15 protein-coding genes and 1 pseudogene are annotated in these 19,547 nt (G+C 39.7%); 13 read left to right on the top strand and 3 right to left on the bottom strand.

Annotated features, from left to right (window positions below; all coding sequences use genetic code 11):
* The first annotated feature begins 8 nt into the window (after positions 1-8).
* Together J2Z23_RS13595 and J2Z23_RS13590 are read left to right on the top strand one after the other, a co-directional pair.
* Positions 9-2,204 (top strand): alpha-galactosidase, encoded by a 2,196-nt coding sequence (locus J2Z23_RS13595; RefSeq protein WP_209974243.1) that lies wholly within the window; start codon positions 9-11, stop codon positions 2,202-2,204.
* A 1,049-nt stretch (positions 2,205-3,253) separates the two neighbouring features.
* Positions 3,254-3,841, top strand: a complete 588-nt coding sequence (locus J2Z23_RS13590; protein ID WP_209974242.1) for a DUF4126 domain-containing protein — start codon at positions 3,254-3,256, stop codon at positions 3,839-3,841.
* A 439-nt stretch (positions 3,842-4,280) separates the two neighbouring features.
* On the opposite strand, the gene J2Z23_RS13585 is transcribed toward J2Z23_RS13590, so the two are convergent.
* Positions 4,281-6,419 carry a type IA DNA topoisomerase gene (locus J2Z23_RS13585; protein ID WP_209974240.1) on the bottom strand — a complete coding sequence of 713 codons (2,139 nt, stop codon included), beginning with the start codon at positions 6,417-6,419 and terminating at the stop codon, positions 4,281-4,283.
* Positions 6,420-6,729: 310 nt separating this feature from the next.
* Between J2Z23_RS13585 and J2Z23_RS13580 the strand changes: the two genes are divergently transcribed.
* The gene (locus tag J2Z23_RS13580; protein ID WP_057996070.1) at positions 6,730-6,951 is read left to right on the top strand and encodes a hypothetical protein; all 222 of its coding nucleotides are present in this window, start codon (positions 6,730-6,732) and stop codon (positions 6,949-6,951) included.
* Positions 6,952-7,784: 833 nt separating this feature from the next.
* On the opposite strand, the gene J2Z23_RS13575 is transcribed toward J2Z23_RS13580, so the two are convergent.
* Complete coding sequence (locus J2Z23_RS13575; protein ID WP_209974238.1) at positions 7,785-8,177, bottom strand: hypothetical protein; 393 nt, start codon at positions 8,175-8,177, stop codon at positions 7,785-7,787.
* Between the two features lie 193 nt (positions 8,178-8,370).
* Between J2Z23_RS13575 and J2Z23_RS13570 the strand changes: the two genes are divergently transcribed.
* From J2Z23_RS13570 to dhaM, 6 genes and pseudogenes are all read left to right on the top strand, one after another.
* Positions 8,371-10,716: a xanthine dehydrogenase family protein molybdopterin-binding subunit gene (locus J2Z23_RS13570; RefSeq protein ID WP_209974236.1), complete on the top strand. Its 2,346-nt coding sequence runs from the start codon at positions 8,371-8,373 to the stop codon at positions 10,714-10,716.
* Positions 10,713-11,561 carry an FAD binding domain-containing protein gene (locus J2Z23_RS13565; RefSeq protein ID WP_209974234.1) on the top strand — a complete coding sequence of 283 codons (849 nt, stop codon included), beginning with the start codon at positions 10,713-10,715 and terminating at the stop codon, positions 11,559-11,561. Before J2Z23_RS13570 ends, J2Z23_RS13565 begins: the two co-directional genes overlap by 4 nt.
* Positions 11,548-12,021, top strand: a pseudogene (locus tag J2Z23_RS13560) ((2Fe-2S)-binding protein). Before J2Z23_RS13565 ends, J2Z23_RS13560 begins: the two are co-directional and overlap by 14 nt.
* A gap of 98 nt (positions 12,022-12,119) precedes the next feature.
* On the top strand, positions 12,120-13,109 hold the full coding sequence (gene dhaK / locus J2Z23_RS13555; RefSeq protein ID WP_057983666.1) for a dihydroxyacetone kinase subunit DhaK: 990 nt from the start codon (positions 12,120-12,122) through the stop codon (positions 13,107-13,109).
* Between the two features lie 41 nt (positions 13,110-13,150).
* A complete protein-coding gene (gene dhaL / locus J2Z23_RS13550; RefSeq protein ID WP_057983664.1) occupies positions 13,151-13,765 on the top strand; it encodes a dihydroxyacetone kinase subunit DhaL in 615 nt (204 codons plus the stop codon).
* A gap of 4 nt (positions 13,766-13,769) precedes the next feature.
* Entirely contained in the window at positions 13,770-14,141 is a 372-nt protein-coding gene (dhaM, locus tag J2Z23_RS13545) for a dihydroxyacetone kinase phosphoryl donor subunit DhaM (RefSeq protein ID WP_209974232.1), read from the top strand.
* 67 nt (positions 14,142-14,208) lie between these two features.
* Here dhaM and J2Z23_RS13540 read toward each other — a convergent pair whose 3' ends face one another.
* Positions 14,209-14,685: a GNAT family N-acetyltransferase gene (locus J2Z23_RS13540; protein WP_057983660.1), complete on the bottom strand. Its 477-nt coding sequence runs from the start codon at positions 14,683-14,685 to the stop codon at positions 14,209-14,211.
* A 782-nt stretch (positions 14,686-15,467) separates the two neighbouring features.
* Here J2Z23_RS13540 and J2Z23_RS13535 point away from each other — a divergent pair.
* From J2Z23_RS13535 to J2Z23_RS13520, 4 genes are all read left to right on the top strand, one after another.
* Entirely contained in the window at positions 15,468-15,683 is a 216-nt protein-coding gene (locus J2Z23_RS13535; protein ID WP_209974230.1) for a gamma-type small acid-soluble spore protein, read from the top strand.
* A gap of 212 nt (positions 15,684-15,895) precedes the next feature.
* Positions 15,896-17,371: a protein adenylyltransferase SelO gene (locus tag J2Z23_RS13530; RefSeq protein ID WP_209974228.1), complete on the top strand. Its 1,476-nt coding sequence runs from the start codon at positions 15,896-15,898 to the stop codon at positions 17,369-17,371.
* 441 nt (positions 17,372-17,812) lie between these two features.
* Positions 17,813-18,727 carry a carbohydrate ABC transporter permease gene (locus J2Z23_RS13525; RefSeq protein ID WP_057983650.1) on the top strand — a complete coding sequence of 305 codons (915 nt, stop codon included), beginning with the start codon at positions 17,813-17,815 and terminating at the stop codon, positions 18,725-18,727.
* Positions 18,724-19,533 carry a carbohydrate ABC transporter permease gene (locus J2Z23_RS13520; protein WP_057983648.1) on the top strand — a complete coding sequence of 270 codons (810 nt, stop codon included), beginning with the start codon at positions 18,724-18,726 and terminating at the stop codon, positions 19,531-19,533. Before J2Z23_RS13525 ends, J2Z23_RS13520 begins: the two co-directional genes overlap by 4 nt.
* Positions 19,534-19,547: the final 14 nt, after the last annotated feature.

Genomic DNA, 19,547 nt, shown 5'->3' with positions numbered 1-19,547 from the left:
GTCGTTGAATGGGAATTCATTATGATTCGAAAAATAAAACCTTTCATTTAAAGGCTAAAGATACAAGTTATGTAATGGGGATTTTACGAGATGGCTATCTAGCTCATTTATATTGGGGAAAAGGGATTGGTGCTTACCATCATTCTAACTTCCTTCAGTACCTTGATCGTGGTTTCTCTGGAAATCCGTATCAACATAAAGAGGATCGGACTTTCTCTTTAGATACATTACCGCAAGAATATCCACAATATGGGAGTACTGATTTTAGAAAGCCGGCTTATCAAATTCAATTGGAAAATGGCTCGACAGTATCTGATTTACGGTATGTAGCGCATACTATTTTTAAAGGGAAAACTCCTCTATTGGGTCTACCTGCCACGTACGTAGAATCTGATGATGAAGCTGAAACGTTGGAAATTACGCTAGAGGATTCATTAATCGGGTTAAAGGTTATCTTAAGTTATACTGTCTTTGAACAATATAATGCGATGACACGCTCTGTTCGTTTTGTGAATGAAGGCAATCAATCTATTAAATTACTACAAGCATTAAGTGTAAATGTTGATTTCCGAGATGCTGAATTTGACTTTTTACACCTGCATGGCGCTCATGTAAAAGAGAGACATATTGAAAGACAACCATTGCGCCACGGTATTCAATCAGTGGAAAGTACTCGGGGATCAAGTAGCCACCAGCACAATCCATTTATTGCTTTATTACGAAAAGGTACGACAGAGGATACTGGTGAGGTGTATGGATTTAACTTTGTTTATAGTGGAAACTTCTTGGCACAGGCAGAGGTGGACCAATTCAGAAATACACGCGTAACGATGGGGATTAACCCATTTGATTTTACCTGGAAATTAGAGACTGGTGAAAGCTTTCAGACTCCGGAAGCAGTAATGGTTTATTCCTCCGCAGGTCTTGGTGATATGTCACGCACGTTCCACGAATTATATCGTACTCGTTTAGTGAGAGGAACATACAGAGATCAAGTACGTCCAATACTAGTAAATAACTGGGAAGCAACATACTTTGATTTTAATGAAGAAAAGATTTTAGAAATTGCAGAGGTAGGCCGAGAGGTAGGAATTGAGTTATTCGTGTTGGATGATGGATGGTTTGGTAAGCGTGATGATGATCGATCTTCCCTTGGAGATTGGTTTGTTGATAAGGAAAAGCTTCCTAATGGCTTGAATCATCTAGCTTCTGATGTAAACGCAAAGGGAATGAAATTTGGTCTTTGGTTTGAACCAGAAATGATCTCCGTTGACAGTGATCTATACAGAGAGCATCCAGATTGGTGTCTTCATGTTCCTGATCGTACGCGTTCGGAAAGTCGCAATCAGCTAATTTTGGATTTCTCTAGAGATGATGTTTGTAAAGAGATAACGAAACGTGTTTCTAATATTCTAGCAAGTGCTCCCATTACTTATGTAAAATGGGATATGAATCGCAATATGACGGAGATTGGTAGTGCTGTTCTTCCTGCTGATCGCCAAAGAGAAACAGCGCATCGTTATATGTTAGGACTCTATAAGGTAATGGAGGAAATAACAACAAGCTTTCCACATATTTTATTTGAAAGTTGTTCTGGTGGTGGAGGAAGATTTGATCCAGGAATGCTTTATTATATGCCACAGACATGGACAAGTGATAATACAGATGCTGTTTCTCGGTTGAAAATCCAATATGGTACTAGCTTAGTGTATCCGATCGTTTCCATGGGGGCTCACGTTTCTGCTGTACCTAACCATCAAGTAGACCGTAGTACATCGATGAAAATGCGCGGTGATGTAGCGATGTCTGGGAATCTCGGTTACGAATTGGATCTAACAAAATTGACGAACGAGGAAAAAGAAATTGTGAAAGAGCAAGTGTCAGCCTATAAAGAAATTCGCTCTCTCATCCAGTTTGGCGAGTTTTATCGCTTGATGAGTCCGTTTGAAGGCAATCAAACAGCTTGGATGTTCACAAACAAAGATAAATCAGAAGTGATTGTCTATTATTTCCGCGTCTTAGCAGAGCCAGCAGCTCCGATGACCTTCCTACGACTAAAAGGAATAGACGTTACAAAGCAATATGAACACATTGGTACGAACAATATATATGGAGGAGATGAGCTTGCCTACGCAGGACTCAGCATCCCGATCGAGCTAAAAGGCGACTTCCAAAGCAAAGTATGGCATTTCAGACAAAAATAAAATAAACAGTCATGACATACTCATAGAACATTCAACTAATCTATGGAAGGCGAGTAGAACATATCTTATGTAACATATAACCTTCGTCAAAATAATCCTGTAATGGCACCTGTGCAGAAAACATAGGTGCCATCTTTTTTTGAGGACAGTTTTCCAATTAGATAGAGAGTTAGTGTATGAAGGTTCACAAAGAATAGTGCTAGGTTTTCCGATATAGAGAGCTGCTTTTTTAAGTGCTCCCTTATCTAGTTATCAGCTTATTAGAAATTGGAAAAGGGACCTAATAGTAGGCTGCTTTATTTATGAACAGCTAGGAATAATCAACAAAATCTCGCCAACACTGTGCTTCAAAGATCATTCATTACTCCAATTCTTAGAGATAAATTTAGTCTGTCTTGTGTTTTCTTTGTCTTCTTACAAGGAGATAGGTTGCTCCTAACCGGCAGTGATGGACGTTTATTTATACTAAATGAAACGTTGGCTTATCGAGTATACAATTAAGAAATTATTGAAATGGATGAGAGTGAAGTGAAATTAAATATATCAGCCCTATCGTTATGAATATCAAAGATTATTAATTCAGGTGTATTTTACCTCTTAAAGGCCTGGCTGACTAAAGCAAGACAGCAACTACGCTCTTTTTGCGAGAAGTCATTAGGGGACTTATCCGCAGACTTGACTCTAGCGCCTTGAAAAATGAATCGACATCCAATAAAAATAGTGCTATACTCATAGAGCGATGAGCTGATTTGTGTAAGTCGAAGATAAGGCAATACATGTGCTGTGAACACATGATCCTCGCCACAAATAATTTCGTAATGAGCACCTGTGCCGGAAGCATGGGTGCTTTCTTTTATAATATGGTTATATGTATGGGATATTCTTGAAGTAAGTAATTGGAAAATTATTTAGTCGCAATGCTGACCATGTAGTCTAAATGTAATATGCTTCTAGTATGTGTTCGTGAATTTTATTTTTTGTATTGCTAATATTTTATTAATTTGAGAAAGTAAGATTAAAAGGATGCTATAAGGAGAATTTGATGATTCATGTATAGTTTATTAATGGGGATAGGATTAAGTTCATCAACAGGCTACAAACCTTTCATACCACTATTAATCATTGGTATTTCCTCAAGATTAGGTTTTATAGAGTTGACGGAACAGAGTCAATGGATTAGTTCTACTTTATTTATTTGTATTTTGGTTGCACTCTCTGTATTAGAAGTTTTTAGCGCATCCATACCTATTATTGGAAGAATTTTTGAGGTTCTGGGTATTCCCATTACTTTAGTATGTGGATATATAACTATCACTTCATTAGCGGGTAATTTAGTTGAAAGTAATATTATTATTAAACATCTAATTGGAATACTTTTAGGGAGCGGTACTGCTGGGCTTATTAAGACTTTAACGATAATTAAAAATACCTTAAGTGATACTGTTACATTTGGTCTATCAAGTTTTTTGAATTCTATGATCGATACGATAAAAGCTATTTTTATTTCTATTGTTGCAATAGTGGCTCCTATATTAGGCTGTATAATATTAGTGGCGTCTCTTTTTATTACATATAGAGGAATAAAGAAATTAATGGCATTTAGGAATTTTAAAGGTCTAAAAAGGGCTCATAGTTAGTTTTTTAAGCGTACAATATCCCTAGCTGTTCATTTGCTGGGGATATTGTCGTTTCTGAGCAAACAAGGCCCTACTTAACCCAGTTGGTGCTTCTACGATCCCCTGAATTCTCGATCATTTTTACCAGCAGGAAACTCCCATCGGAAATGAGAGGGACCGCTGGAAAAGGTCTAAAAACCTTTATAAGTAGCTTCTAAATGCAGTTCACACTATAGTTTGCTTTTCACGGTCGTGTCTCAAGTCTCCTTAGGCTCCGCCTTCCGCGATGTGGTCGATCTCATACTTCCCGTAGGAGTCTTCATATAGGCAGGCGACTTTGTATCAGAAATTCCCTTAATTATATAGTTTTTCAGCAGCCACTAGAAATGCGATGGGAAATGAATAGCCAATCCTGTGAGTAGTTAATAGTTGCTAAAGAAATTTTCTTAGAAGCTAGCAACTATTGTTTAAAGTCTAGCTCCAACTTCCCATTCTTTAATTCAAGTGGGGCGTCGAATTTTTTGCCAGTTGAGGTAGTGAAACCTTTGATTACGTTGGTTCTCCCTTTAGTACACAATAATTTTATTTGCGTTGGCGTCAATTTCTTTTTTAAAAAGGTGCCAGGAAAGGTCTGTTTGCAGCCATTTTTATAATTGCTACAGCCGTAAAATGATTTTCGTGCTATGATCGTACCTTTACCGCATGTTGGACAGGGTGCCACTTCTTTCGGTTGATAACGACTTTTTCGAGAAGAGGCAGGCGGAAGTGTGATATCCAATTGTTGTTTTGCCAACTGTTCTGGTACCTCTTGCAAAAGTTTGTGAATAAATTTTCCAATATTGTCCAAAAAATGAGTTCCTGTTCCCTCTCCATTGCCAATTTTTCGCAAATAAGTTTCCCATTTTGCTGTCATAGAGGGACTTGCAAGTAGATTGCCTTCGATGGCTTGGCAGAGGATACGGCCTTTATCTGTAATTGTGACAATATTTTTGGTGACATTAATATAGTCGTGCTTTTTAATCGTTTCAATAATACCACTTCTTGTGGCTTCTGTTCCGAGTCCTTCGATTTCTTTTAAAACATTTGTTTCCATTTGGTCTTCGACGAGTTTCCCACATGTTTTCATCATGGTGATTAATTGCCCTTCTGTATATGGCTTTGGTGGCTGGGTTTTACCTTCTGTAATCCCAATTTCACTTTGCACTGTTTCGTCACGGTTCAATGGTGGAAGGGCTGGTTCATCAGAATTCTTGGACCTTTTGGAAGGCGGAAAAAGCTCTTTCCAGCCTTTATCGCGTTCCGTTTTGCCAATCGAGAAAAATGGCAGTCCTTTAACAGTTGTTGTGACTTTCGTTTCGGTGTACAAATAATCACGATGAAACATGGCAAGTGTCGTGCGGATAATTTCTTCATATAAATTTCTTTCAAGTGACGACAGTTTAGCAAGTGCTGCTTTGGTCGGCCGTTTTTTTGTTGGAATGATGGCATAATGTTCTTGGACCTTTGAACTGTCAACAAACCGTTTTTTCGGTGTACGTGATGCCACTGCAAATGGCTGCTCAATAAGCCCTTGAAGATCTTCAATCGAGGCAACGAGATAGGAAAATTCGGCCGGAGTGATGTATCTTGTATCGGTTCGTGGATAGGAAACGAGCTTCTTTTCGTATAACATTTGCATTGTCTTTAGTACTGTTGCTGGGCTTGTCTTCCATCTGCGATTAGCGGTAGCCTGCAGGGAGGAGAGTGAGTGCAACTGTGGTGGTGGCATGCGTTTTTCTGTCTGGGACAGATCAGTGATCGTACCTGGCGTGTTGGGTCGTATATGCCGATCATTCAATTGTTTAGCAACTAGTTCACGCTTTGCCTCTTTTATTTTTGCTTTTCCTTTATATGGACCATGTTGAGCGGTGAATTGGGCTTCTACTTCAAAAAATGGTTCAGATACGAATGTCTCGATCTCCCGTTGACGCTGGTAAATTAGATAAACCGTCGGTGATTGTACGCGCCCGATCGGAAAGACGTGTTGAATGCCCTTTTTCTTCATTAGTAGTGTGTATAGACGCGAGCCGTTCATCCCAACAAGCCAGTCACTGATCTGTCGAGCTTTTGCCTCTTCATACAATTGCAAGTCTTTTTGGTTATCGCGCAGATCTGCAAACCCGTTGCGTACTTCGTCTGCTTCTAACGAATTGATCCACAATCGTTTGATAGTCTGTCCACGTGCCCCTGTCTGATTGTAGATGCTGTAGAAAATATTGGAGCCTTCACGGTCGACATCACAGGCGTTAATTACAGTATCTGTGCTACGAATTAGCTTTTTTACGATATTAAATTGCTTCGCCTTCCCCTTTGCCACTTGAAATTCATAATGATCTGGTAGGATCGGTAAGCTCTCAAGTGACCAACGCTTCCAAGCAGGATTGTATGTATGTGGTTCTTTTAATTCCACAAGATGACCAACACCCCAAGTTAAATAAGCCCCTTTTGTAAAGATGGAACAGGGGGAAATTTCTATATAGCCCTCATATTTTCGAGTTGTAAATGCATCTGCATAGGCCTTTGCCTGGCTTGGCTTCTCAGCTAAGATAACAGGTTTCATAACAGCACCTCTAATTATAAAACGCACACTTGTTCTGATGTGATTATCCCATAAAAGGGAAATTATAGCAAGTAAACTGGGATTAAAAGAATTGAAAAGAAGCTTTGCAAAATAGAAATGAAACATTTCGTTTGATTCTTGTATGTAGAATAACCCTTATAATCAACTGCAATTATCTCTATAGCTATCATAAAAAGTACCTCTTGGAATATAGTAGAAAGGAATGAAAGAAGCATAGGAGATAGATATCTTGAGTCCTCTACAGGTGCAGGATTAAGTGAATTATTGGAACAATTTCTAGAAGTGGATTTTGACGAAGATTTCGAGCCAAATGAATGGCATTATTTGGGGAAATGAAAACCATGCGATCATCATAAAAAGAGTGAGCAAAATCGCTGAACAATTGAAAAAATATTATGAGGGTATGGAAATTGCGTTATTTGCCCAAGGTACTCTTAATCAATATCTTATTAGAGAGTTAATCGGTCTAGCTAATTCTCAATATATCCATTTTTCGGGAAGTGTTAATTGATTCACGATTACGAAGGACTTTACGAGAGGGAATAAAATGGGAGACATCCATCATTTGAACGGGCTTGCCAAAATAAGTAAGTGAAAAGACTATGAGACATGCTAACTCCCCTTGCAGTGAACTACTCACCACTTAATTTTCTAATGATAATTTGAAGTGGGAGCTGTTCCACGATGAAAGCAACCTTTCATCTCCCTGAGCGTTGCTTCCCGCTGTTCCAGCGGTAGATGTCCGACAGTTTCAGAGGTTCTTTCGTTACCTTGGATCTTTTACGCACAGAAGGACAACTTGGTTTTCGTATATTTGATTCTGTGCAACCCTATATATCCAGTTATTAAGGAACACTTGTACTTATTATATCATATTTTTATGAATAGTAAGTAACTTCGGCTTACGCCAACCGAAATTCATCTCCCCCTTATCGTTGGGCTACGCTCTGAACACGATTGAAGATGGAGACTTCTTTCGGGAATCTGTTAAAACCTACCAAACATGGCTGTCAGATCGATTTATATGGAAAAGGTGTGAGCAATCTTCTCAATGAAATTGCCTAAATGTTGATGATCTTCTTTTAGAGTTGTTCTTGCCTTTAAGGTAGATTGAAATATAAAACAATCCTAAATTGTGCCAGAACATGTGACATATTAATGATGAAAAATAAATCAAGCTCAAACAAAAAAGTGTAAGTCGAAGATAAGGCAATACATGTGATGTGAACACATGATTTTCGCCATGAATATTTCGTTGCGGCACCTGTGGCGGGAAGTATAGGTGCTTTTCTTATTCCCCTAAATAAAAAGATTCGAGTCAATAAAAGTCAAAAACTTGGTTGTTTAAGGAATAAGTTCTTCTGCGGCTGCTTTCAATAATTCTTCACCACCCCATGCTTGTAGACCCGCCCCAATAGATTGGATTAAATCCCCTGTGACTGCCGTTTTTTCAGCTTTGAATATGGAAGACTTATCCGTTGTGTTAATTTGCTGGGTAACACCTAAAGCCTCCATTAATTGCCCAAGGGTTTGTACCCATATTCCGGTTAAAATTTTATCTTCACCTTCTTCAACATTCTCCTTTAATGAATATAACTTGGATAGCAGTACTGCTTCCGTAAGAATAGCAGCCGCTTGAATCCATTGTAAAGTTGCAATTTGTTCCTCTAAAGCTGCCATTAGTTCTTCATCTTCTAAAATATGTTCACTTTTGCCCGCATTATTTTTGCTATTCATCATGTTCACCCTAATTCTCTATCATTATATGCCTACTATCTAGGTGTTTTTAGAAATGCAGACATGTGGAAATTGGATTAAATGTATTACCTCTATATTATGTTTAAACATTTTCTCGGACACTAAATGTCAAGAGAAGATTTTTTAATCAAATAGGCAAGTTATCAATATACGCCAATATATATGGATAAGGATGTTAAAGAGGAGGTGGAGAAATTTGCGTGTTATAGGGAAAAGTGTGATTCGAAAAGAGGCCTTTGATAAAGTGACAGGGAGAGCCAAATATACAGCTGATGAACGAATTATTGATACACTTCATGTCAAAATCGTACCAAGTGCATATGGTCATGCGAAAATTGTATCCATTGAGGATTCCTTGGCAAAACAAATACCGGGTGTCAGAGCCATTATTGTAGGAAGTGATGATTTGCCCCTTACGGGAGAAGAAATTAGAGATCGTCCTCCCATTGCAGTAGATAAAGTCCGGTACTATGGGGAACCTGTCGCTCTTGTCGTGGCGGACCGTCCCGAAATCGCCCAAAAAGCAGCAGGATTAATCGAAATCCAATATGATCAGCTTCCTGTTGTGAATACGCCAACAGAGGCTCTAAAAGAAAATGCTTCTATTATCCACGAAAATTTAGTTTCTTATGAAAAATTAGGAACTGCCTACCCAGTACCCAATTCAAATATTGCCAATGTAACGAAAATCCGTAAAGGTAATATGGATCTAGGCTGGAAGCAGTCAGAGGTCCAAGTCGAGGAGAATTATCGATTTTCTCCTTCAAGCCATGCAGCAATGGAAACGAGAAGTGCAACAGCAGAAATTAAACCAGATGGATATGTGCATATTACAACATCTTCCCAGGCACCATTTATGGTCAAAAAATTAATGAGTATTTATTTTGGAATCGAAGTAGGAAAAATCGTTGTAGAAACTCCCTTGGTAGGAGGAGCTTATGGAGGAAAAGCTCCTGTACAATGGGAAATTCTAGCGTATATCGCTTCTAAAGCTGTTGGTGGAAGGCGCGTAAAGGTTATGTATACGAGAGAAGAAGATTTAACGACTGCTCCCTGTCATGTTGGTTTAGAAGCGAAAGTGAAGCTTGGTTGCACAAAGGATGGAATGATTAAAGCAGCTGAAATGTTGTATTGGTTTGATGGTGGTGCTTATTCCGATAAGGCGATTGATGTAAGCCGTGCCGGTGGCGTTGACTGTACAGGTCCTTATCATATTGAACATGTATGGTGTAATTCACTTTGTGTATACACCAATCATCCATATGGCAGTCCATTTAGAGGGTTTGGCCATTCTGAGGTTCTATTTGCTTTTGAAAGAACAATGGATACATTAGCGAAAAAGTTGGGAATGGATCCACTTGAACTGCGAAGGAAAAATGCTATTCTACCAGGTCATACGACTCCGACACAGGTGCTATTAAACAAAAGTAATGTGGGGAATGTCGTTGCCTGTATTGATCGCTTAAAAGAACTTGTTGATTGGGACCAGGGACAAATAGAGGAAATAGATGAAAGAAAGGTACGGGTAAAAGGGGTTGCTTGCGGTTGGAAGACTTCTACCATTGATACAAATGCAAGTTCCGGAGTGATTTTAACGTTTAATCCAGATGGGAGTATAAACTTAATTTCTGGCGTAGTGGAAATTGGTACGGGGACGAAGACCGCGCTTGCTCAAATACTTGCAGAACGAATGAAAATGGGCGTTGATCAAATCCATGTAAAAATGAGGATTGACACGCAAACAACGCCGGATCATTGGAAGACAGTAGCTAGCAGAGGAACTTTTATGGCCGGAAGGGCCGTGTTAGAAGCTGCGGATGACGTGATCAGACAAATTAAGGATATTGCGGCCTTTGTATTAAGGACCTCTACCGAGGATCTTGAAGTAGCGTTTGGAAAAGTGTTTTTAAGGGATGATCCCAACGTTAGCTTGGATTTGAAAGAGGTTGTTTATGGGTATACATTTCCAAATGGACATTCCATTGGTGGTCAAATTATTGGCCATGGAAGTTATATTATAAGACGGATAACGAAATTGGATCCTAAAACAGGTGCTGGACAGCCTGGGCCAGAATGGGCGGTCGCAGCGTATTACGTTGAAGTGGAATATGATAAAAGAGATTTTACATACAAATTAGTGAAAGCGGCAACGGTCGTTGATATAGGGGCTGTCATAAACCGCAAAGCAGCACTTGGGCAAGTGATGGGAGCGATGAGTATGGGATTAGCCTATGCTGGGCGAGAAACTTTTATATTTGACGTGTTGGGGAGGGTTCTTAATCCGCAACTGCGAACATATAGACCGATTCATTATGGAGAGAATCCGCAGTATATGGTAGATTTTGTCACGACTCCTCATATAGACGCCCCATATGGTGCAAGAGGAGTCGGAGAACACGGGTTATTAGGAATGCCTGCAGCGCTTGCCAATTGTTTAACCGTTGCGGCCGAAGTCGACATCAATGAACTGCCTGTCACTCCTGAATTTATATGGAGATGTAAGGGGGAAAAGCGTTGATATCGTATGATTTTGCATATTACGAATCCGCTTCCATTGCTGAAGCAACATCCTTATTTGTTGATTTAGACCAACAGGGAAAGTCCCCATTGTTTTTTTCGGGTGGTACGGAAATAATTACACTCGGGAGATTAAATCTTGTGAAAACAGGAGCAGTGATCGATATTAAGGGCATTTTGGAATGCAATATGATGGAGCTAAATGAAGATACCCTCATAATAGGGGCAGCTAAGACTTTAACGGACATAGAGGAAATGAATCTGTTTCCATTATTAAGTAAAACGGTTCGTGAAATTGCTGATCGAACAGCAAGGAATAAAATCACGGTCGGTGGAAATATTTGTGGGCAGATTTTTTACCGTGAAGCAGTGTTACCTTTTTTATTGGCTGACAGTCAAATGGTAATAGCCGGAAGTCAGGGAATCACAACGGTACCTATTGGCGAAGTTTTCAACGAACAACTTTTATTAAATCGTGGCGAGTTTCTCGTCCAAATCAAAACAAACCGGAGATATATTGAAATGCCCTTTATAAGTGTAAAAAGGAGGCGGCAATGGAATACGGGGTATCCTCTTATTACCGTTGCTGTACTTAAGGTAGAAGAGAAGCTTAGAGTCGCTATAAGTGGTCTAACTCATTTTCCGTTTCGGGCTAGTCAAATCGAGGACTTTCTAAACAGAGTGGAACTTACCTATGAAGAAAGAATTGAACTTGCTTTGAGTCGTTTAGATGTACCTGTTTTAGATGATACGGAAGGTTCGTCCGGTTATCGATTGTTTGTCTTAAAAAATACTCTTTATGATATTTTGCGTGAATTAGGAGGAGAGGAAAATGGAGTCGTCTAGCTCCTTGAAAGTAAGCACAAAATTATCGATAAATGGGGAAGAGAAAGAGGTAACATTCCGCTATTCAGAGATTCTTTTAGATGTCTTGAGAAATAAATCAGGCTTAACAGGAGCAAAACCAGGTTGTCTAAATGGAGATTGTGGAGCCTGTACGGTTAATATTGATGGTGTTGCTCAAAAGTCTTGTCTAACTTTAGCTGTTGAAGTGAGGGAGAAGGAAATTCTTACGATCGAGGGATGAAATGATTCCATCCAAGGAGCATTTGTCGATCACTTTGCTTTTCAATGTGGATATTGTACACCTGGATTTCTAATGAATTGTCATTCTTTACTCAAAATGCGAAAAAATCCCTCAGATGAGGAAATAACGAAGTGGCTTGAATCTAACATTTGTCGCTGTACAGGGTATATAGAAATAGAAAAGGCTGTTAAATCAGTGATAAACATGTCAACTGATTAGAAGGGTTCTGAAAACATGTGAGAAATAATGGATATCTTAGGTTACAAAATACGTTATACTTAAATTAGATTGATCATGTTTTAAAGGAGGTTCTTTTTATGAAGAAAATCTTGAATGATCCAAATGAAACGGTGGAGGACATGCTAGAAGGATTGGTACTAGCTTACCCGGAAAAACTGCAAAGACTACCTGAGACCACAGTTGTGACTAGCAAGAATGTGCCGGTAACTGGCAAAGTGGGACTTGTTAGTGGTGGAGGCAGTGGCCATGAACCAGCCCATGCTGGATACATCGGGAAGGGGATGTTAGATGCAGCTGTCGTGGGAGAAGTGTTTACCTCACCAACACCAGATCAAGTTTTGGAAGCGATTAAAGCTGTGGATAGTGGCAAAGGTGTTTTCCTCGTGATTAAAAATTATACCGGGGATGTGATGAATTTTGAAATGGCGGCGGAATTGGCAGAAGCAGAAGGTATCAAGGTAGAAAAGGTGATTGTGAACGATGATGTGGCAGTGGAAGATAGTTCATTCACAACGGGACGCCGTGGGATCGCTGGTACGGTATTTGTTCATAAAATTGCCGGTGCGAAAGCAGATGAGGGAGCCGAATTATCGGAAGTAAAGCGTGTTGCGGAGAAAGTCGTTGCCAATGTTCGCTCCATGGGAATGGCGCTTACTCCTTGTACAGTACCGGCAGCAGGAAAACCAAGTTTCCAATTGGACGAAAATGAAATGGAAATTGGGATTGGGATTCACGGAGAACCGGGGATCGAAAGAAAAAAGATTGGCAAGGCAGCTGAAATTGCAAGTGAACTGACGGAGAAAATAGTCAGGGATCGAGAATTCTCTGGCGAAGTTGCTGTAATGATCAATGGACTTGGAGCTACACCAGAAATGGAACTCTATATTCTGAATAAAAATGTACAAAAAATCTTAAGCGAGAAAGGAATACATATCTATAGGACATATGTTGGCGAATATATGACTTCAATGGAAATGGCGGGGTGCTCGCTTACACTACTGCAATTGGACGAAGAATTAAAGTCACTGCTCGATGCAGCAGCAGACACGATTGCTTTTCATCCATAAAAGCTTATCTACCACTTGAAATAGGAAAGGAGTTACGCCACATGGAAATCAACGCAATGCAAGCGGTTCAATGGATTGAAAAAGCTAACGAAAAATTTCAGGAAAATAGGGAATATCTTACTTCGCTTGATCGCCCAATCGGTGATGGAGATCATGGGCTTAATATGTCTCGTGGCTTTAAGGAAGCGGTAAAAAAGTTGAAAGCTGGGAATTACTCAACACCATCAGATGTTTTCAAAGATGTAGCTATGACCTTGATTTCTAAAGTGGGGGGTGCTTCTGGGCCTTTGTTTGGGACTGCCTTTTTAAAAATGTCTGTTGCGACTGCGGGACAGCAAGTATTAAATGAAACAGCTTTTGTAAAAGGCCTAGAAGCAGCTTTAGATGGAATAAAACAGCGTGGCAAAGCAACAACAGGCGAAAAAACAATGGTAGATGTTTGGCAACCTGTTGTGGCGTGGCTTAAAGACAATGGTTTTGCGACTGCAAGTTTGCTTGTTGAAGCCGAAAAGGCAATGAATACCACAAAAGATATGACTGCTACAAAAGGGCGAGCTGCCTATTTTAAAGAAAAATCAGCCGGACATATCGATGCCGGTGCAACTTCTTCTTATTACCTGTTTGCTGCATTAGCTGAAGTGCTAGGAGGGAAATAACAGGATGACATATGTAGGGGTAGTCCTAATTTCGCATAGTTCCAAAATAGCAGAAGGTGTGAAAGAACTAATTCGGCAGGTCGTTAAGGACGTGCCGCTTGAAATAGCGGGTGGTACGGAAGAGAATGAAATCGGCACGAGTATCAATAAAATTCAAGCCGCCATCAATAAAGCTGACCAAGGAAAAGGTGTGCTTCTGTTCTATGACCTTGGTAGTGCTAAAATGAACGCAGAAATGGCGATCGAAATGAGTGGCTTGGAGAATGTTCGCCTGATTGAAGCGCCAATCGTAGAAGGGGCTTATGTAGCTGCTGTAGAGGCGGGAATGGGGAAAGATTTAGATGATGTAGCCAAACGAGTAAAAGAAAGCTTTTGAAAATGCCTTGGTTTGCTCCCCTAAAATAGAAACAGGCACACAAACCTGAAGTTGTGTGCCTGTTAGGTCAGACTATTTTCCACCCGAATTTTTGATAAATATGAATAGCTGCTTCACTAGTATCCTGGGTTTTTAAATAGGCTTTATTATGATGCTGGGCCAGTAATTCCATTGTTTTAGAAATTAAAGGTTTACCTAACCCTTGACCTTGATAATCTGGGAGAATTTCAACCCAATGGAGTCTTCCTAGTTCCTCTTTTTGCCACATACCAAACCAGGCAGTGGCTGTTCCAATCGTCTCTCCATCCTTTGTCTCGATAAAAATTACCCGCTTGAATAATTGATCTTTAAATGGGAGAAATTCTTTTTTAAAACGCCCGATTGCTTCAGTTTCATTTGCAAACTCTTTCGTGGCAGTAACAATCCTAGCCCAATTGCCTAGATCATCCTCTCGTTCATAAAAACGAAAGTGAAAGCCGGAGGGCATAGTGTATTTAGGAATGTCTTCTAAAGTGTGATGCATAAATATAGGGATTGGTTTCATAAAGGGATTGCTCCTTTCTATCAAAGCTAGCTCGCTACTCGACAGTTTAACCATTATATCATTGTTGCTGAGGAACAGGGAACACTCCTACTAATCGCGGGAAGAAGAGTCGTGCAAAACCTCTCTGAACTTCCACCATGTAATTGAAAGTCGCGCAATCCAGGCAAAGAGTCACGCAATGAAGGTGTAAAGTTGCGCAATCTAGGTAAAGGGCCGCGCAATGAAGGTGTAGAGTTGCGCAATCCAGGCAAAGAGTCACGCAATGAAGGTGTAAAGTTGCGCAATCCAGTAAAGAGTCGCGCAATGAAGGTGTAAAGTTGCGCAATCTAGGTAAAGGGCCGCGCAATTAGGTGGAAGTCACGCAATGCAGGTAAAGAGTCGCGCAATGAAGGTGTAAAGTTGCGCAATGCAGGTAAAGAGTCGCGCAATTAGGTGGAAGTTGCGCAATCCAGTAAAAAGTCACGCAATTAGGTGGAAGTTGCGCAATCCAGTAAAAAGTCACGCAATTAGGTGGAAGTTGCGCAATCCAGGCAAAGAGTCGCGCAATGCAGGTGTAAAGTCGCGCAATCCAGGCAAAGAGTCACGCAATGAAGGTGTAAAGTTGCGCAATCCAGTAAAGAGTCGCGCAATGAAGGTATAAAGTTGCGCAATCCAAGTAAAGAGTCGCGCAATCCAAGTGTAAAGTTGTGCACTGAGCCTAGAGCTTCTCGAGATCAATACTTTTATTCCTGAATGATATGCCCCTTACCCGGTCAAAATATAAGATAAAGGGGGCTATAAAAATGGAACATAAAGATAATCGCTACACGATTTCTGGTACGGATATCGAGGAAGTGAAAAGAAAAAACGGCCAATCAGGTATGTCATATAATGAAGCAATAGAATGGATGGCTAAAACATCGGGTGGACGTGGGACGGCCATCTATAGTGACACTAATATGGAAGAAGTCAAAAAACAGAATCAATCTGTCCAAGATTATAATAAGAATAAAGCGTAGTCAAAAATTTATAAAATCTTACATGATAAAATCCGAATACCGAATATAATAGTTACATGAAAGCGGCTCTTGTCTGATCAGAGCCGTTTTACTATCTTGTAAAAATAGAAGGGGTATATTAGAGAGAGAAGTGGCTATACCTGCTAATATTTAAAGAGTGAAATTCCTATCAATAGGGTATTTTAAAGATAAATGGTACGATACCAATATAGATGAGAGCAGAGAGGATATCAATAGAAATGGGATGGAATTTCGATAATAGTTATGTTCAATTGCCGAAGGTTTTTTATACGAAACAGGCTCCAACGCCTGTTGAAGAACCTAGCTTAGTTTTCTTTAATGGTCCTTTAGCCAAGGTGCTCGGTTTAGAAACACAGGAGTTGATAAATGAAGAGGGAACGGCGATATTCGCTGGTAATCAGCTCCCAGAAGGTGCTATACCGCTTGCACAGGCGTATGCAGGGCACCAATTCGGAAATTTTACGATGTTAGGAGATGGCCGCGCTGTTCTTTTAGGTGAGCAGATCACTCCAAAAGGAGAAAGAGTCGATATTCAGTTAAAGGGGGCAGGGCGCACGCCTTATTCACGCGGTGGAGACGGGCGAGCGGCTCTTGGGCCGATGTTGCGAGAATATCTTATCAGTGAGGCGATGCATGCATTAGAAATTCCTACAACACGGAGTTTAGCAGTGGTCTTTACTGGAGAACCGGTATATCGAGAAACCCCTTTACCAGGAGCGATTTTAACACGGGTGGCAGCAAGTCATTTACGAGTTGGTACATTTGAATATGCAGCACGTTTGCAAGGAGAAGAAGAGTTACGAGCATTGGCCGACTACGCCATCGAGCGCCATTATCCTGAATTATTGAAGGAAGAGCAACCATATCTTTCATTATTACGAGCAGTCATAGAACGGCAATCACAGTTAATCGCCAAATGGCAATTGGTTGGTTTTATCCATGGTGTTATGAACACTGATAATATGACGATTAGCGGAGAAACAATTGATTATGGTCCTTGCGCCTTCATGGATACGTATGATCCCGCTACTGTCTATAGTTCCATTGATCAGCAAGGTCGCTATGCTTACGGGAATCAGCCATATATGGCCGGGTGGAATTTAGCACGGTTTGCTGAAAGTCTATTACCATTGCTGCATGAAAATCATGAAACAGCCTTAGAGTTGGCCCAGCAGGAAATATCGCTGTTTTCAGAGCGCTATCAACAACATTGGTTGCAGGGAATGCGAGCAAAACTAGGTTTATTTAACGAGGAACAAGAGGATGCACAATTGATTGAACAATTATTAAAATGGATGGAAGAACATCAGGCTGATTTCACAAATACATTTCGTGCATTAACACTAAACCAAACAGATAAGCTTTCAAACTGTAAAAGTCCGGAATTGGAAAAGTGGCTTGAACAATGGCAGGTACGTCGTACACGACAACCAGAATCAGAGGCAGATTCACAAGTATTGATGAAGAGAAGCAATCCTTCTATAATTCCCCGTAATCATCTTGTTGAGGAAGCATTAGAAGCGGCTGTGGAAGACGGTGACCTCCAGGTGATGGAGAAGTTGCTTCGAGTACTTGCTGATCCATATGCCTATACTCCAGAGCAAGAGAATTATACAACTTTACCAGAGCCTCCTGATACCCCCTATCAAACATTTTGTGGGACGTAAAAATGAAAATACTAAAGTCATCTTGAGCTTCCCTAAGCAAAAAAATTGGTCCGCAAAAGTTCTTTCTCTGTCTTTTGCGGACTGATCTTATTTTTATCCTATCGGCTTGCAACGGTATGTAAAGAAGATTAGCAAAGTTGTGGTTGCTAATCATGCTACTATTTCACCTATTCCCACCTTTTTGATGTAATAAATAATATTTTAAACATTTACACCCATGACTCAACTACATAACTTTCCCTAAAATCTTCATAATAACTTATTTTATATGAATAAGAATTTCTCTATTATAATTTATTTTTCATAAGTAAGGGTGATTTATCATACTCATATGGTGAATCACCTTTCCTTATTTTATCCGCAAATTAGCTCAATGAAAAAGAGTTGTTTGGTGATCTATCATTCACACATTAAGCAAAAAATACTAAAAGGGGTGTTCACTTGGCTTGGAAGGAGAGGCATTCCAAAAATCGAAGATATCATAATGAATGGAGAGCCTTTGGTTCAGGAATTGTATATTTATTTCCAGCATTGTTGCTTTTAGGGGTTTTTCTTTTCTATCCTATGGTAAAAACATTGTATTTTAGCTTCTTTGAGGTCGGTGGTGGTGGGATAGTTGGTGATTTTGTTGGCTGGAAGCACTATATCAAACTATTCCAATCAGCTGATTTTAGGAAAAGTATTATTGGGACATTTTTATTTGTGCTTTATACAGTTCCTGCCGAAATCCTACTTTCCTTATTTTTAGCCGTCATTGCTAGTGAAAAACTAAAAGGGATTGGAATATTTCGAACTATTTTTTCATCAACGTTAGGAGTGTCTGTCGCAGCTGGGGCCACAATCTTTTTGTTTTTATACCATCCTTCTTTAGGCGTTCTTAACAATATCCTAGGGTATTTTGGAATTGATGGTATTGAGTGGTTGACAGATTCGAAATGGGCCTTATTTTCGGTGGCCTTAACAACTATTTGGATGCATATTGGGATTAATTTTATTATTTTATTAGGCGGACTTCAGAACATATCGAGAGAGCTTTATGAAAGTGCCGCAATGGATGGGGCGGGGTATTTTGCGAAATTATTCAGAATTACAATTCCCATGTTATCGCCGGTTTTATTTTTCGTTATCATCATTGGTGTTATTGGGGCTTTTCAAACATTTGGACAAATCGATATTCTCACAGGTGGAGGTCCTGCAGGCGCAACTAATATCATAGTCTACTCCATTTATTTAGAAGCATTTTCTTATGGAAACTTCGGATTTGCCAGTGCGCAGGCTATTGTACTGTTTGTGTTTATTTTAGCCATTACCATCCTTCAATTTAGAGTGGGAGAAAAGAGGGTGCATTATCAATGATGAAAAAAGTCGTGCTTTATCTATTGCTAATTTTCTCTGCTATCCTTCTATTCTTTCCGATTTTGTATGCCATATCAGCCAGTTTCATGCAACCTCAAGAAATTTATGCAGGCAAATTGTTGCCATCTTCTTTAAGTCTTGATGCTTATAAAGAGGTGTTTAATAGTATTCCTTTGCAACATTTTTTTGTTGTTAGTTTTTGGATGTCCTTCATTGTTATGCTTGGGCAGTTAATTGTTTGTAGCTTATCTGCTTATGCTTTTGTATTTATCCCTTTTAAAGGAAGGAATTTTATTTTCTTCTTATTTCTATCAACGATGTTGATTCCTTGGGAAGCGACGATTATTCCGAACTTCCTCACGATTTTAAACTTAGGATGGATGAATACGTATCAAGGGTTAACCTTACCTTTTTTTGCACTCCCCTTTGGCATCTTCTTGTTAAGACAACATTTTCTAACGATTCCCCAGGAATTATGGGAGTCTGCACAGATGGATGGCTGTTCAAGATTCCGTTTTTACTTGAAATTCGCTTTACCATTATCGACATCTTCACTAACTGCACTAGGAATCTATGGGTTTTTGACGACTTGGAATCAGTATCTATGGCCTTTACTTGTCACCAATGATGATCGAGTGCGTACTGTTCAAATTGGGTTAAAAATGTTGATTGCCAATGAGAGTTCTTCTTCATGGAATATGGTAATGGCGGCTGTAGTGAGTATTCTCTTACCAACATTACTTATCTTATTTATTGGATTAAAATACATTAAACACGGGTTAACCTCAGGAGCATTAAAAGGTTAAATTCTAGGGGGTAT

Origin of the sequence: Lederbergia galactosidilytica (assembly GCF_017873565.1) — a bacterium.
GTDB lineage: Bacteria > Bacillota > Bacilli > Bacillales > Bacillaceae_C > Lederbergia > Lederbergia galactosidilytica.
This window is presented reverse-complemented; position numbering and strand designations above follow the sequence as displayed.